This window comes from Bradyrhizobium sp. 25ACV (assembly GCF_054863005.1).
The window spans coordinates 360,712-374,975 of sequence record NZ_JAVAYO010000006.1; the positions used below are offsets into that span (position 1 = coordinate 360,712).

General features: G+C 63.9%; 13 protein-coding genes and 1 tRNA gene. 2 read left to right on the forward strand and 12 right to left on the reverse strand.

Features of this window, described 5'->3' with window-relative positions:
- Window positions 1-9 precede the first annotated feature (9 nt).
- From RAD04_RS16975 to dapA, 4 genes are read right to left on the reverse strand one after another with little or no spacing between them, the layout of a single operon-like run.
- Window positions 10-591, reverse strand: a complete 582-nt coding sequence (locus RAD04_RS16975) for a peroxiredoxin (protein WP_461624666.1) — start codon at window positions 589-591, stop codon at window positions 10-12.
- 4 nt (window positions 592-595) lie between these two features.
- Complete coding sequence (gene smpB, locus RAD04_RS16980; protein WP_018320004.1) at window positions 596-1,069, reverse strand: SsrA-binding protein SmpB; 474 nt, start codon at window positions 1,067-1,069, stop codon at window positions 596-598.
- 59 nt (window positions 1,070-1,128) lie between these two features.
- Window positions 1,129-1,542 (reverse strand): large conductance mechanosensitive channel protein MscL, encoded by a 414-nt coding sequence (gene mscL / locus RAD04_RS16985; RefSeq protein ID WP_461620678.1) that lies wholly within the window; start codon window positions 1,540-1,542, stop codon window positions 1,129-1,131.
- 54 nt (window positions 1,543-1,596) lie between these two features.
- Window positions 1,597-2,487 carry a 4-hydroxy-tetrahydrodipicolinate synthase gene (gene dapA / locus RAD04_RS16990; protein WP_461624667.1) on the reverse strand — a complete coding sequence of 297 codons (891 nt, stop codon included), beginning with the start codon at window positions 2,485-2,487 and terminating at the stop codon, window positions 1,597-1,599.
- A 279-nt stretch (window positions 2,488-2,766) separates the two neighbouring features.
- On the opposite strand from dapA, the gene RAD04_RS16995 reads away from it, so the two are divergent.
- Window positions 2,767-5,175, forward strand: a complete 2,409-nt coding sequence (locus RAD04_RS16995) for a lytic transglycosylase domain-containing protein (protein ID WP_461624738.1) — start codon at window positions 2,767-2,769, stop codon at window positions 5,173-5,175.
- A gap of 602 nt (window positions 5,176-5,777) precedes the next feature.
- Here RAD04_RS16995 and RAD04_RS17000 read toward each other — a convergent pair.
- Window positions 5,778-7,349 carry a porin gene (locus tag RAD04_RS17000; RefSeq protein WP_461624668.1) on the reverse strand — a complete coding sequence of 524 codons (1,572 nt, stop codon included), beginning with the start codon at window positions 7,347-7,349 and terminating at the stop codon, window positions 5,778-5,780.
- 759 nt (window positions 7,350-8,108) lie between these two features.
- Between RAD04_RS17000 and RAD04_RS17005 the strand changes: the two genes are divergently transcribed.
- A tRNA-Ser gene (locus RAD04_RS17005) sits at window positions 8,109-8,201 on the forward strand.
- Window positions 8,202-8,348: 147 nt separating this feature from the next.
- Here the strand turns inward: RAD04_RS17005 and RAD04_RS17010 are convergent.
- From RAD04_RS17010 to gatC, 7 genes are all read right to left on the reverse strand, one after another.
- Window positions 8,349-8,558: a hypothetical protein gene (locus RAD04_RS17010; protein ID WP_461624669.1), complete on the reverse strand. Its 210-nt coding sequence runs from the start codon at window positions 8,556-8,558 to the stop codon at window positions 8,349-8,351.
- Window positions 8,559-8,652: 94 nt separating this feature from the next.
- The gene (locus RAD04_RS17015) at window positions 8,653-8,919 is read right to left on the reverse strand and encodes a hypothetical protein (protein WP_018321086.1); all 267 of its coding nucleotides are present in this window, start codon (window positions 8,917-8,919) and stop codon (window positions 8,653-8,655) included.
- Window positions 8,920-10,502: 1,583 nt separating this feature from the next.
- A complete protein-coding gene (gene gatB / locus RAD04_RS17020) occupies window positions 10,503-11,981 on the reverse strand; it encodes an Asp-tRNA(Asn)/Glu-tRNA(Gln) amidotransferase subunit GatB (protein WP_461624670.1) in 1,479 nt (492 codons plus the stop codon).
- Window positions 11,978-12,280, reverse strand: coding sequence for a hypothetical protein (locus RAD04_RS17025; protein WP_271609620.1), 303 nt, complete (start codon window positions 12,278-12,280; stop codon window positions 11,978-11,980). The genes gatB and RAD04_RS17025 overlap by 4 nt, the downstream gene beginning before the upstream one ends.
- The gene (gatA, locus tag RAD04_RS17030; protein WP_461624671.1) at window positions 12,271-13,746 is read right to left on the reverse strand and encodes an Asp-tRNA(Asn)/Glu-tRNA(Gln) amidotransferase subunit GatA; all 1,476 of its coding nucleotides are present in this window, start codon (window positions 13,744-13,746) and stop codon (window positions 12,271-12,273) included. Before gatA ends, RAD04_RS17025 begins: the two co-directional genes overlap by 10 nt.
- A complete protein-coding gene (locus RAD04_RS17035) occupies window positions 13,743-13,955 on the reverse strand; it encodes a hypothetical protein (protein ID WP_018321091.1) in 213 nt (70 codons plus the stop codon). The genes gatA and RAD04_RS17035 overlap by 4 nt, the downstream gene beginning before the upstream one ends.
- A gap of 14 nt (window positions 13,956-13,969) precedes the next feature.
- The gene (gene gatC, locus RAD04_RS17040; protein ID WP_007611211.1) at window positions 13,970-14,257 is read right to left on the reverse strand and encodes an Asp-tRNA(Asn)/Glu-tRNA(Gln) amidotransferase subunit GatC; all 288 of its coding nucleotides are present in this window, start codon (window positions 14,255-14,257) and stop codon (window positions 13,970-13,972) included.
- Window positions 14,258-14,264 lie beyond the last annotated feature (7 nt).

Here is a 14,264-nt window from a genome sequence, read left to right on the forward strand (position 1 = left end):
CGCGCTGGTTCACGCCTTGGCCGGATTGGCCTTCAGCCACTCCAGGACGTCGCCGGCGTTCCGGTCGGGCGGAAACACCGGGTAGAACACATGCGTGATCCTGGCGTCGTCGACGATCAGCGCAAGACGCTTGATCAGCGTCAGGCCCGCGACCTCCATCGTCGGCAGATTGAGCGCGCGCGTCAGCGCCAGCTTCTCGTCCGACAGCACGGGGAACGGCAGATGCAGCCGTGACGCCATCTCGGTCTGGTACTCGTTGCTCTGGGTCGAGAGGCCGAACACGTGGGAGGCGCCCGCGCCCTTCAGCTCGGCGAACAGATCGCGAAATGCGCAAGTCTGTGGCGTGCAACCGCGCGCACCCGGGATCATGTCCCAATCGTCGACCAACGAAATCTTGCCGGGTTCGCCGGTGCGGGGATAAGCGAACACCACGGTCCGGCCGTGCAGCGCCGACAGCGTCACCGAGGTGTCGTTGGTCGCGAGCAGGCCGATTGGCGGCAGCGTCATGCCGGTCAGATGCGCGGCCGCGCCGTCGTCTTCAGGTGCGGGAATCTGGCTCCAATCGACCTCGAGCAGGTTCCGTTGGTTCATCTCGCTATCCCCTCGCCCGCATCAGGCGGCCCTTCTCCCGGCTCCAGTCGCGCTTCTTTTCGGTCTCGCGCTTGTCGTGGAGCTTCTTGCCTTTTGCAACCGCCAGCTGCAATTTGGCGCGCCCACGCTCATTGAAATAGAGCTTGAGCGGGATCAGCGTCATGCCCTCGCGGTCGACGGCACCCATCAGCTTGTTGATCTGCCGGCGATGCAGCAGCAGCTTTCGCGGCCGCTTCGGCTCGTGATTGAAGCGGTTGCCTTGCAGATATTCGGGAATGGTGGCGTTGATCAGCCATATCTCGCCGTCTTTGGAATCGGCGTAGGACTCCGCGATCGTGCTCTTGCCGTTGCGGATCGACTTGACCTCGGTGCCGGTCAGCGCAATCCCCGCCTCGATCGTATCCTCGATCGCATAGTTGAAGCGGGCCTTGCGATTTTCCGCCATGACCTTGATCGGACGTTCGTTCTTTTCAGCCATGGCGACGAAACCTGAGCGCGATGCGCAGCGATGCTAACAGTTTGGATGAAGCGCGCGCGTCACTTCTTGAGGAGATCGCGGATCTCGGTCAGCAGCACGACCTCCTCCGACGGCTTCGGCGGCTCCGCGGGCTTGGTCTCTTCCTTCCGCTTCAGTGTGTTCATGGCGCGGATCACCAGGAACAGCACGAAGGCGACGATGATGAAGTTGATCGTCAGCGTCAGGAAGCTGCCGTAAGCAAGTACGGCGCCTTGCTTTTTCGCATCCGCTAAGTTGGTGGCGGTCACCGCCTTCGACAAGGGGGCGAAGTAGTTCGAGAAGTCGAGGCCGCCGGTCGCGGCGCCGATGATCGGCATGATGATGTCACCGACCAGCGAGGTGACGATGGCGCCGAAGGCCGCGCCAATGATGACGCCGACCGCGAGATCGACGACGTTGCCCTTCATGGCGAATTCGCGGAACTCCGTGAGCATCCGCCTGCCCTTTTCGTCGACGCTCATGAACGGCCTCCCCGATAGGTCAACCCATCAGTTGATGAGGCCAGCGTGCACCATGGCGCTGCGCACGGCAACGCGGGTCGGCTCGGAGACCGGCACCATCGGCAGCCGCAGCGTCTCGTCGAGCTTGCCGAGCAGCGACATCGCGTACTTGATCGGCGCCGGGTTGCTCTCGATGAAGAGGTTGTTGTGCAGCGGCATCAGCTTGTCGTGGATCTTCAGCGCAGCGGCATGGTCACCCCTAGCCCAGGCGGCCTGGAACTCCGAGCACAGGCGCGGCGCGACGTTCGACGTCACCGAGATGCAGCCGTGGCCGCCATGCGCCATGTAGCCGATGATGGTCGCGTCCTCGCCCGAGAGCTGGTTGAAATCCTCGCCCATCGCCGCACGCTGCTGCGACACGCGCACCATGCTGGCGGTGGCGTCCTTCACGCCGGCGATGTTCTTCAGCTCCCACAGTCGCTTCATGGTGTCGACTGACATGTCGATCACCGAGCGCGGCGGGATGTTGTAGATGATGATCGGAATGCCGATCGCGTCGTTGATCGCCTTGAAGTGCTGGTACATGCCTTCCTGGGTCGGCTTGTTGTAGTAAGGCGTCACCACCAGCACGGCATCCGCGCCCGCCTTCTCGGCGTGCTGGGCGAGCTCGATCGCTTCCTTGGTCGAGTTGGAGCCTGCACCGGCGATCACAGGCACGCGGCCCTTGGCTTCAGCGATGCACCATTCGACCACCTTCTTGTGCTCGTCATGGCTGAGCGTCGGGCTCTCGCCGGTGGTGCCAACCGGGACCAGGCCGTTGGTGCCCTCCGAAATCTGCCAGTTGACCAGGGATCGGAATGCCGCCTCGTCCAGCGAGCCGTTCTTGAACGGCGTGACCAAGGCGGTGAACGATCCCCGGAATTTCGTCTTGGCTGCCATGGACTTCCTCCGTACGCGGCTATCTCTTGAGCAAGCCCCTTTCATATCGGGTCTATCCCGCCGGTAAAAGGCCCGCTTCCGTGTGACGCACCGTTTAGGCCGCGATTTTGCCGCGGTAGTGGTGCAAACCCGCCCGCGGTAAGCCGCTGTTGGTATTTTGTCCGCATATTCAATCAAATACAGCTAGATCTTGAGCCACTTGACTGATTCGGGGCGACCAAACCCGTGACCTCATTCCCTCGTGCCGCCTGGCGATCCACCGGTCTCATCGTGTGCCTGATGGCAGGGCTGTCGGTCGGCTGCGCCGCCCTGGCCAAGTCCAATGAGACGACGGCGGAAGCTGGCAAGGACACCGCGAAGCCAGCTGCCAAGGACACCGCGAAGGGCTCGTCCAAGGGAACCGGCAAGGAAACTTCGAAGGACGCGGCCAAAGGAGCAAGCCCGGGCGCAAGCAAGGGCGCGAGCAAGGGTGCCGCCGGCGCTCCGGCCAAGGACGCGGCGAAGAAACCGGCCAAGGAGACGGGCAAGGACACGGGCAAGAGCGCCGGAAAAGAGCCCGCGAAGGACAAGCCCAAGCCTGCCGCAGCGGCCCCTGCGCCGAAATCGCATCCGGCCGCCGGCGGTTCGCCGCCGAAGACCGCCCCCGCGCCGGCCGTGACCGCCACCGTCAGACCTTCCGCCCCCGCGGCCAGACCGGCCGCAGCGCCCGTGCTGGCCCCGGCGACGCGCCAGCATGCCGCGCCGCGCAAGCCGGTCATACCGGCCGCGGTCGCGGCGACGTCGTCGACGCCCCAGGGCGACAAGGACGCCCTCGAGAGCATCATCGAGCTCGTGCGCAAGCGCAAGGCGGGTGAGGCCAGCAACGTCGCGGCCGGCATCTCGGATCCGGTCGCGCGAAAACTCGCGGAATGGATCATCCTGCGCAGCGAGGACAATGGCGCCACCGTGGAGCGCTACCGCGCCTTCCTCTCCGCCAATCCGAGCTGGCCGTCGCAGACCTTCCTGCGCCGGCGCCTCGAGGCCGCGATGTGGGACGACAGGCGCGACGATTCCGTCGCGTGGTCGTGGTTCGAAAACGAATCTCCGATCTCCGCCAAGGGCCGCTTCACGCTCGCCAAGGCGATGCTGGCGCGCGGCGACCGCGCCAACGCCGAGCGGCTGGTGCGCGAGGCCTGGCGCAGCGATCCGATGTCCGAGGATACCGAGAACAACGCGCTCGACCAGTTCGGCGCCCTGCTGACGCCGGGCGACCAGAAGGCGCGGATGGACACCCTGCTCTACGGCAGCGAGAACGAGGCCGCGCTACGCGCCGCAAAGCGCCTGGGTGCCGGCTATGTCGCACTCGCCAAGGCCCGCATCGCCGCCGTCAAGAAGGCGCCGAACGCGCGTGCGCTGCTCGACGCCGTGCCCCGCGAGCTGCACAACGACCCCGGCTTCACCTTCAGCAAGATCCAGCTGCTGCGCCGCGAGGAGAAGTTCGCCGAAGCAGCCCAGCTCATGCTGTCGGCGCCGAAGGATCCGAACCGGCTCCACAATCTCGACGAATGGTGGATCGAGCGGCGTCTTTTGGCGCGCAAGATGATCGACACCGAGGAATTTCGCAGCGCCTATCTGATCGCGCGCGACGCCGCACTGCCCTCGCGCGACATCTACAAGACCGAGCAGGAGTTCACGGCCGGGTGGATCGCGCTGCGCTTCCTCAACGACCCCGCGGCCGCCACCCAGCATTTCGCCCGCATCGGCGTCGGCAGCGTCAATCCGACCGCGCTGGCGCGTGCGGGGTATTGGCAGGGCCGCGCCGCGGAAGCGGCGGGTCGCCAGCAGGAGGCGCGCAACGCCTATGCCCGTGCGGCCGAACAATCGACCAGCTATTACGGCCAGCTCGCCCGGGCCAAGCTCGGCCTGCCGCAGATCGAGCTCAACAGCCAGCCGCGCGGCCGCGGCGCCGAGCGGTTGGAGATCGTGCGCGCCGCGCACCTGCTCTACGAACTCGACGAGCGCGAGATGGCGATACCGCTGCTGGCCGACATGGGCGAGAACGGCGATCCCGAAGCACTCGCCGGCCTCGGCGAGCTGACCCAGCGCTACAACGATGCGCGCGGCATGCTGCTGCTCGGCAAGGCCGCGCTCAATCGCGGCCTGCCGTTCGACTTCTACGCCTACCCCGTCAACGGCATTCCGCAGTTCACGCCGATCGGTCCCGAAGTGGAGCGCAGCATCGTCTATGCGATCGCGCGGCAGGAGAGCGCATTCAATCCGTCAGTGGTCTCGCCGGCGCAGGCCTACGGCCTGATGCAGGTGACGCCCGACGCCGCGCGCTATGTCTGCAAACGCCACGGCGCGACTTACGATCTGGGGCGGCTGAAGAACGATTCGGTCTACAACGCCACGCTCGGCTCGGCCGAGCTCGGCGGACTGCTCGAGGATTATCGCGGCTCCTACATCATGACCTTTGCCGCCTACAATGCCGGCCGCGGCAGCGTGAAGAAGTGGGTCGAGCGCTACGGCGATCCGCGCGACCCCAAGGTCGACGCGGTCGACTGGGTCGAGCTGATTCCGTTCTCCGAGACGCGCAACTACGTGCAGCGGATCATGGAGAACCTGCAGGTCTACCGTGCCCGCTTCGGGGGCGGCACGCGGCTGCAGATCGAAGCCGATCTGCGCCGCGGCGCCGGCAGCGTGGAATAGCGATCAGCTCTTTCGATTCGCAGCCGCGAGCATGGGTGGCGAGCGCTGCCGTTGCCTCGCGGTGCAGATGAAGGCGCCTGTCGCCACCGCTGCAAAGACAGGTCAGCGAAGGCGTTTGAGCGGCCAGGCCGGCCAACGGCAGTCCTTTCCCAGCGCGCCACTGTCAGGGATGGGAAGCGCGGAGCTCCCCTCTCCCACCCAAAGCATCGCATTTGGGAGCGGCCCCTCTGTGGCTATCCTTCGAGACGCCCGCCGTTGGCGGGCCCTCAGGATGAGGACGGAGTGTGCGGCAGCAGTCTTGGCGGGCATCGACGCCGCTTAGCCTCCAGGAGACCGCCGCCGGGTCCGCGCAAAGCGCGGCCCGATGACAGGCTTCGCGGTCGTCTCGAAGGACGAGGTGCGCGCTCAGCTGGCGGAAAATGCCGTATGCGATTGCCCTGCTCTCCCGGTACGCTTCCATCAGATCGCAACGAAGACCGATCAATGGAGAGCGATGCGCCAAACTTGGCCCATTGCGCGAAGTGCGAAGGCGAGCAACCGCGGCAAAAGAAAAGCCCCGGCGGTTTCCCGCCGGGGCTCTCTGTCAGGTCGTTAGACCGAACTTACCAGTTGCGCTGAGCGCGGAGGAGCAGGGTGATGGTGTCCTGATCCTTCAGCTCGTACACAGCGGCCGGCTTGGCCGTCGTGCCAGCACCGGCGTAACCAACCGTACCGGAGTACTTCTGGTCGAGGTGGGTCCAGTTCAGGTCAGCCGAGAACGTCAGGTTCTTGACCGGGGTCCAGCGGGTGATGACACCGACCTGCGCAACGGCGAAGTCAGGGTTACAACCCGTCACACCGACCAGGCCACCGAACACGCCGCCTGCACCACCAGCGCCGCAAAGCGTGGTCTTGGCGAGCGAGCCGAACTGCGCCTGAGCGTAGGCACCGTACAGCGCGGTGTTCCAGTAGGGATCCCAGTTATGGGTGTAAGCACCGCGGAAGCCCCAGGTCTTGACGGTTTCCTGCGAGCTGCCGGTCACGAACACGGTGTCCGGAGCGATGGCGAAGCCGACGCTCTGGTAAGCAACGCCCGAGCTGCCGAACATCGAGTAGCTGCCGCCCGCCAGGTTCTGGAAGTTGTAGCGGGACGCGCCGTCGGTGTAGACGCCCGAAATGTTGATCACGTCACCCGCACCAGTCGGGATGTTCTTGATCGACAGAGCGAGCTGAACAGCCCAACCCCACTTGTCGTCGGGGTGGCCAGTCGGCTCGGTGGCGCCGTAGTAGGCAACGTGGTTGTCATGAGCAGCGACCGACGCCTGGAACAGACCCCAAGCCTGGTCGACACGGACCATACCGACGAGGTTCGGCGAACGCGAACCGCCGATGGCGTTCGAGCCATACGAACCGCCGATCATGCCAGTCGCCGAAGCGCCGGTCATGTTGAGGTTGCCGGCCTGGTAGTAAGCCGTCGCGTCTTCCGCCGAGAACGACGCCGTCACGCCCTGACCGAAGTCAGCGGTGTAGGTGAACTGGTTGACACCAGTGACCGTGCCGGAACCGCCGACGAGGCTGTCGAAGTTGTTGCCGGGATAGTTGGTCCAGGGCGCGTCGAACTGCGACACGGCCTTACCCATGGTGAAGCCAGCGAACTGGATGAAGGCGTAGTACACGCCGAGCGAACCGCCCGAGGTGTTGCCGTCGGTGCCGTTGATCGACGAACCAACGAGCGCCGGGGTGGCGCCGGAGGTGTTGAGCGCCAGCGTGCCGCTGTAGGCGGTCGTGCCCGTCGCGCTGCCGGTGCCGGCGTAGTTGCCGGTGGTCCAGGAGAACACGCCGTCGAAGAAAGTACGGACGACGCCGTACTCGGTCGCGGTGCGCGTGTCGATGTTGAGATCTTCACGAGCGCGCATGGTGTAGTAGTTCGTCAGACGGTTACGCGCGCCGTTGTTCGACGTGAGCTGACCGCTGAAGCTCGAGTTGGTGTTCAGCGCGACTTCAGCGCGCAGATAACCACCCAGCTTGATGCAGGTGTCGGTGCCCGGGATGTAGTAGAAGCCCGCGCCGTACAGCGAGCAGATCTTCACGTATTCGACCGCCTTGGCCTTCACGGGCAGATCGGCTGCTTGAGCTCCGCCCACGGCGATCAGACCCGCCGCTGAGCCGAGCAAAAGGCTCTTAACCAACTTCATGTTAAACCTCCAAGTTGCTCTTCAGGGAAGGTCACTGACCGGACGGCCAATTCCCCAACCCCCTCTAAATCACCGCTCCGGGCTCCTTCGCGTCTTCGGACACACCCGCATGAACGCGAGGGACTTAAGCGAAATGACCTAAACGGGACGACCTCGGGATGCCCCCCTCCGTCGCTCAGTCACAATTACCGAACGTCCTTGCACACACAACAAGAGAACGCTTTGAAACGGGCCTATGAAGCTTGTTTTCCGACGGGTGTTGCACAAATAACACGCAGATGTGATCGAAGCGCCCTCGCAACCAATTGTTTTCATTGACGTTTTAGAGACGGTTCCTCCTGCCATCAAAGTTCCCCACTTAAGGCACCGCAAGCGAGATCTCGGCCTGGAGGGGCTTTGACGCACTCGAATCGTAGAATCGGAGGGAGACTCAAGGAGAACGCATCGACCTGCTCCGCGCCTCCAGCCTGATGCAGGCACGGCTATTATAAGGTGCGCGACGAGCACCTTGTGCCGCCCGCCCCGTCCCATCAATTCTTCCAGTAAACTCAGTGCCTTACGCGAGCTAAGACGTTCTCATAGGCGGAACTATCCTTCGAGATGCGCCGGACGCTCCAACTCTGTGCCCGATTCTCGCAACGTTACGGCCACGCCCCGGGGCCAAACTGCTTTGCCGCGAAAATCGCTGGGAATATTCGAGCGAAAACACACGCTTCCAAATTGACCGGCCCGAGTAATTAGATGCATAAGGCTCGCACCGGAGAGGTGGCCGAGTGGCTGAAGGCAACGCTTTGCTAAAGCGTCATACGGTCTCAAGCTGTATCGAGGGTTCGAATCCCTCCCTCTCCGCCAACCAGCGGCAGAATCAATCAATGTCTGGGCGTTCTTTCACCTGAAAGCGCTCGTGTGACCGGCGCGAAAGCCTGGCGCAAGGATCGGCGGCGAGCTCCAGCTCGATTCGCGCTATCTTATATGTGTGGGTATGTGTTCGGTCCGTGCCTACCGGTGGAACCGCCAGATCCGCCAATGCGAGGGCGAAATCAGCACCGCTTCGCCGGCCCAAACGTTGTACCAGACGCCGGACCTGCGCCGGCACGGAAATGACCAGGGCAGAATCCCCGTCTTGTGCGGACGTCCGAGTTCCAGATCGCACTCATCGGGAGCGATCTGAATCGGCAGCCATCGTCCATTGGTGTCGGTGTCGCTCATGCCGCTCGGTTCTTATGTGCGGCACGACGAAGAAACTTGATTCAGCGCAACCAGGCCCACCCGTGCGAACACGGGTGCGGATGCGATTCTCGGTTCAGTGCGTGGAGACCCACGCCCTCGCCTCGCGCTGCGCGGCCGAGATCTCGGCATCCGACATCTGCCCGGCGACTTCCTGGCGCAGCGTCACGGCGTCCTTGCGGCCCTTCAGGGCGGCGAGGTTGAACCATTTGTGCGCGGCGACGAGATCGACCAGCCCGGAACGGCCGCTCGCCCAATAGATCCCGCGTTCGAACAGCACGTCCGACAGCGCGGTCGCGTCGATCGGCGTTGCCGTCTCCAGATCGAAAGTACCCTGAAACATAACGCATCCCCTTTTTTCTTGTGCCTTGCTCCCCCGAGCGCGGCTCCCGTCCAACTCTGATGTGCATGACCCTTCCCGGGACCGCGCACTGTTCAACTCATCCCTTGGGCTTCTTGCCCAACGCCGTTTGCCGGCTTGTTGGAGGCGATGATGGCGGGCAAATTTGAATGGCAGTTTAAGTATCGCGATGAAGCAGACGTAAACGCGAGCGCGCGGCGCCGGCGCGCAGAATTCAAGAAGTCCCTGATTTGCAGGCACTTCCGCGATTCGTCAGATTTGGTTTACCCTGGGATTTTGGGACATCGATAACCATCGCGCGCGGTGGGCGCATCCTGTGGCGTCCCAACTCGCTTTCGTCGCGCGCCCCGGGCTAAGGCCAAGGCTTCGCCGGGGTCCGTCGTCTTGGAGCGCCGAAGCTTCAGCGAAGGCGGTAGGCGGACGAGCCGGTATTCCGGAGACAGCAATGTCGCTCGAGAAGCCGGAGCGTACTGGATCGCCCGGTCGGAGCCCGGCGATGACACCGCGAATGGCAAAGCGGCGTGCGAGCAGCGCGCAATCGGCCCCGCAGCCCTCGCCTGCCCAAGGCGGAGCGGCCAGCGCAACGATGACGCCGTGGTCAGATCAGCAATGTGGGGAAAAGGAATGCCGGCAATACCCCGGCCTCAGGAGAACGAGGGCGTCGGCGAACACGTCAGGACCAGATTCCACTTTGACCGCGAGGCCACTCGTGAAATTGCAGAACCGGAGAACCGGCCCCGCACCGAACGAAGAAAACTTGTTTCTTCTGCCGGACCGCAAAAGAGAACGGTCCGACCGTTGACCTGATGTCTCGCCGACACCCTCTATCGTCGACCAGAACCTCTGGGAGGCGCTGATGACGTGCCGGCTCTCAAGGAGCCGGCAACTTCAGAAGCGAAGTTACTTCTTCTTGGCGACCTTGCGGGTCTTCTTCGCAGTCTTCTTCACTGCGCTCTTCGCCTTCTTCGCCTTCTTTGCCTTCTTAGCTTTCTTGGCCATGTTGCCCTCCGATGTGTGAGATGGCTTAATCGCTGCATGCATTCGGGGATCGAGTGCACACTCATCCCGAATACACCAACACAACGAAAAAAACAGCGTCTCGCTTAAAGAAGTGTTGACGGCGCAAGGCGCGTGCGCTTGGCGAGCGCGATGCAAGCACGCTGCATGACGCGTCTGCACGATCGCGCAGAGTGCCAGCATCGTCGATGTCTGCGAGAGATGCGATTGCAGAAAACTCTATGCAGCAAGTATTTTCCTGCACGCGCGCATCGCGCACGATCGACCCGACGGTGCGCATCGTGACGGTCGAGATCACCTTGCAAGGGCATTTCGCGGACTCTGAGTCGCGATTTTTGGCAACGAAATTATTTTCATGCTTAACGGCGCGAGCGCTCGCCAGAGCGTGTGCGAGCCGCCTTTTTGCGCGAATCGCGTGACGGCGATTCGGCCGTCGCATCGCGTCTGGTCGGGATGAAGTTTGCCGCCGAGGATGCGCGCGAGCGCCGCATCACGAACCGAAAGCGAGGTGACGAAGCGTGTCCGTCACCTCGTTCGAACGCGCGACGCTAGACGCCGAGCTTGGACTTGAGCAGGTCGTTGACGCTCTGCGGGTTGGCCTTGCCGCCCGACGCCTTCATCACCTGGCCGACGAACCAGCCGAGCGATTGCGGCTTGTCCTTGACCTGCGCGGCCTTGTCGGGATTGGCCGCGATGATGTCGTCGACAACCTTTTCGATCGCCGAAAGATCCGTGACCTGCTTCATGCCGCGGCTTTCCACCAGCGCGCGGGGATCGCCGCCCTCCTGCCAGACGATCTCGAACAGATCCTTGGCGATCTTGCCCGAGATCGTGCCCTCGCCGATCAGGTCGATGATCCCCGAGAGCTGCTCGGCGTTGACCGGAGAGCCCGTAATATCCCGGCCTTCCTTGTTGAGACGGCCGAACAGCTCGTTGATCACCCAGTTCGCCGCCATCTTGCCGTCGCGCGCGCGGTTGCCGAGCTTGTCGAGCACGGTCTCGTAGAACACCGCGCTCTCGCGCTCGGCGACGAGCACGCTCGCATCATAGGCCGACAGGCCGAGATCGGCGACGAAGCGCGTCTTCTTCTGGTCCGGCAGCTCCGGAAGGTTCGCCTTCAGCTCGTCGACGAATTCCTGGCTGAACTCCAGCGGCAGCAGGTCGGGATCGGGGAAGTAGCGATAGTCGTGCGCCTCTTCCTTGGACCGCATCGAGCGCGTCTCGCCCTTGCTGGGATCGAACCGACGCGTCTCCTGCTCGATCTGACCGCCGTCCTCCAGGATCTCGATCTGGCGCCGCGCTTCATACTCGATCGCCTGGCCGATGAAGGTGATCGAGTTCATGTTCTTGATTTCGCAGCGGGTGCCGAGCGGCGCGCCGGGCTTGCGCACGGACACATTGACGTCGGCGCGCAAGGATCCCTTCTCCATGTCACCGTCACAGGTGCCGAGGTAGCGCATGATCGAGCGCAGCTTGGTCACATATGCCTTGGCCTGCTCGGCGTCGCGGATGTCCGGTTTCGAGACAATCTCCATCAGCGCCACGCCGCAGCGATTGAAATCGATGTAGGACAGCGACGGCGACCGGTCGTGCAGCATCTTGCCGGGATCCTGCTCCAGATGCAGCCGCTCGATGCCGATGGAGACACTGCGGCCGCCGTCGAGATCGACGATCACCTCGCCCTCGCCCACGACAGGCGACTTGTACTGGCTGATCTGGTAGCCCTGCGGCAGGTCCGGATAGAAATAGTTCTTCCGGTCGAACACCGAACGCAGATTGATCTGCGCGTTGAGACCGAGCCCGGTCCGGACAGCCTGCCTGACGCATTCCTCGTTGATGACGGGCAGCATGCCCGGCATCGCGGCATCGACCAGCGACACCTGCGTGTTCGGCTCGCCGCCGAATGCGGTGGACGCGCCCGAGAACAGTTTTGACTTCGACGTCACCTGGGCGTGGATCTCCATGCCGATGACCACCTCCCAATCACCGGTGGCGCCCTTGAGAAGCTTGTGCGTGGCCGTGCTCATGTCGTGCTCCCGAGCAGCGTGACAGCGATCCGCTCCCACTCCGCTTCCAATGAATCCTTTGCCGCCGGCTGGCCGGCCTGGCGGTACCAGTAGCCGGCGTTGCCGAGATCGCCCTCGACGCGGTGCAGGTAAGCGTGCACCCAGGCCGCGTCGCGGCCGTTGTCGTCCTGGACGATCTTGTGCGCGCGGTCCCAGTCCCCCTTCGCGGCCCACCATAGGCCGGCGAGCGGCGCACTCAGGTGTGGCGCGGGGGCCGCGCCGTCGAGGCTCGCGATGAACGCCGCGGCATTCACCACCACCTCGCGGGCGTGAAGCGGCCGGCGGCCTGCTCGATCACCTCGCCGAGCGAGAACAGCGTCTCCTCCTCGAACGGACGGCCGATCAGCTGCAGGCCGAGCGGCAGGCCCTGCGCATCCTTGCCGGCGGGCACCGCGATGCCCGGCAGGCCCGCCATGTTCACGGTCACCGTGAAGATGTCGTTGAGATACATCTCGACCGGATCGGCGCCGCCCTTCTCGCCGATGCCGAAGGCCGCCGACGGCGTCGCCGGCGTCAGGATCGCGTCGACGCCCCGCGCGAAGCAATCCTCGAAATCCTTCTTGATCAGCGTGCGCACCTTCTGGGCGCGCAAATAGTAAGCGTCGTAATAGCCGGCCGAGAGCACATAGGTGCCGATCATGACGCGGCGACGGACCTCTGCGCCGAAACCTTCGGCGCGGGTGTTCTCGTAGAGCTCGGTGATGTTCTTGGCCTGCTCGCGCAGGCCGTAGCGGACGCCGTCATAGCGCGCGAGGTTGGAGGACGCCTCCGCCGGCGCCACGATGTAATAGGCCGGCAGCGCGTATTTGGTGTGCGGCAGCGACACCTCGACCAGCTCGGCGCCGGCCGCCTTCAGCCAGGCCGCCCCCTCGCTCCAGAGTTTTTCGATCTCGGCCGGCATGCCGTCGAGGCGATACTCCTTGGGAATGCCGATCTTCATGCCCTTCACGGATTTGCCGATCGCGGCCTCGTAATCCGGCACGGGAATGTCGACCGAGGTCGTGTCCTTGGGGTCGTGACCGGCCATCGAGCGCAGCAGCATCGCGCTATCGCGCACGCTGCGCGCAATGGGACCTGCCTGGTCGAGCGAGGAGGCAAAGGCGACAATGCCCCAGCGCGAGCAGCGGCCATAGGTCGGCTTGATGCCGACGGTCGCGGTGAATGCCGCCGGCTGGCGGATCGAGCCGCCGGTGTCGGTCGCGGTCGCGCCCATGCAGAGCAGCGCCGCCACGGCCGAGGCAGAGCCGCCGGACGAGCCGCCCGGCACCAGCGTCGTGTTGCTTCCCTCGCGCCGCCAGGGATTGCCGACGGGACCGAAGCACGAGGTCTCGTTCGCCGAGCCCATCGCGAATTCGTCATTGTTGAGCTTGCCGAGCATCACCGCACCGTCGCGCCACAGCTGCGAGGTAATGGTGGACTCGTAGGTCGGCACGAAATTGCCGAGGATCTTCGAGCATGCGGTGGTGCGCACGCCCTTGGTCGCGAACAGATCCTTGATGCCGAGCGGGATGCCCGCGAGCGGACCGCCGTCACCCTTGGCGATCTTCTCGTCCACGGCCTTCGCCATGTCGCGCGCCTGCTCCGGCGTCTCCATCACGAAGGCGTTGAGCACCCGCGCGGCTTCGATCGCGCTCAGATGCGCGTCGGTCAGCTCGAGGGACGTGAAAGTCTTGTCGGCGAGACCCTTGCGGGCCTCGGCGAGCGTCAGCGATGTCAAATCGGTCATTTATTGATCGGGCTGCAGAAGAACGGAGACAGGGTCTTGTCGTTGGCCGGGTCGTCTTTTTTGGCGGCCGCATTGGCGGCGGCCTCGATTTCGTCGAGCACGGCATTGACGGCGACGTTGGGATCGGCAGCCTTGCCCTGCCGCTCCATCTTGTCGAGATAGTTCATGTAGGCCTGATAGGCCTTCTCATCGTCGCAAAGCAGGCACATCGGACCTAACCTGTCTATTCAACGACCTTGGGCACCAGGAAGAAGTGACCTTCGGTCGCGGGCGCGTTGGCAACGATATCGTCGGCGATCTCGCCGTCATTGACCACGTCCTGCCGCTTCTTCATCTGCATCGGGGTGACCGAGGTCATGGGCTCCACGCCCTCGACATTGACCTCCGAGAGCTGCTCGACAAAGGCGAGCATGGCGTTGAGCTCGCCCTGCAGATGCGGAACCTCGCCCTCGGAAACCGCAATGCGCGCCAGATGCGCGATGCGGCGGACGGTAGCGGCGTCGACGGACATTATATAA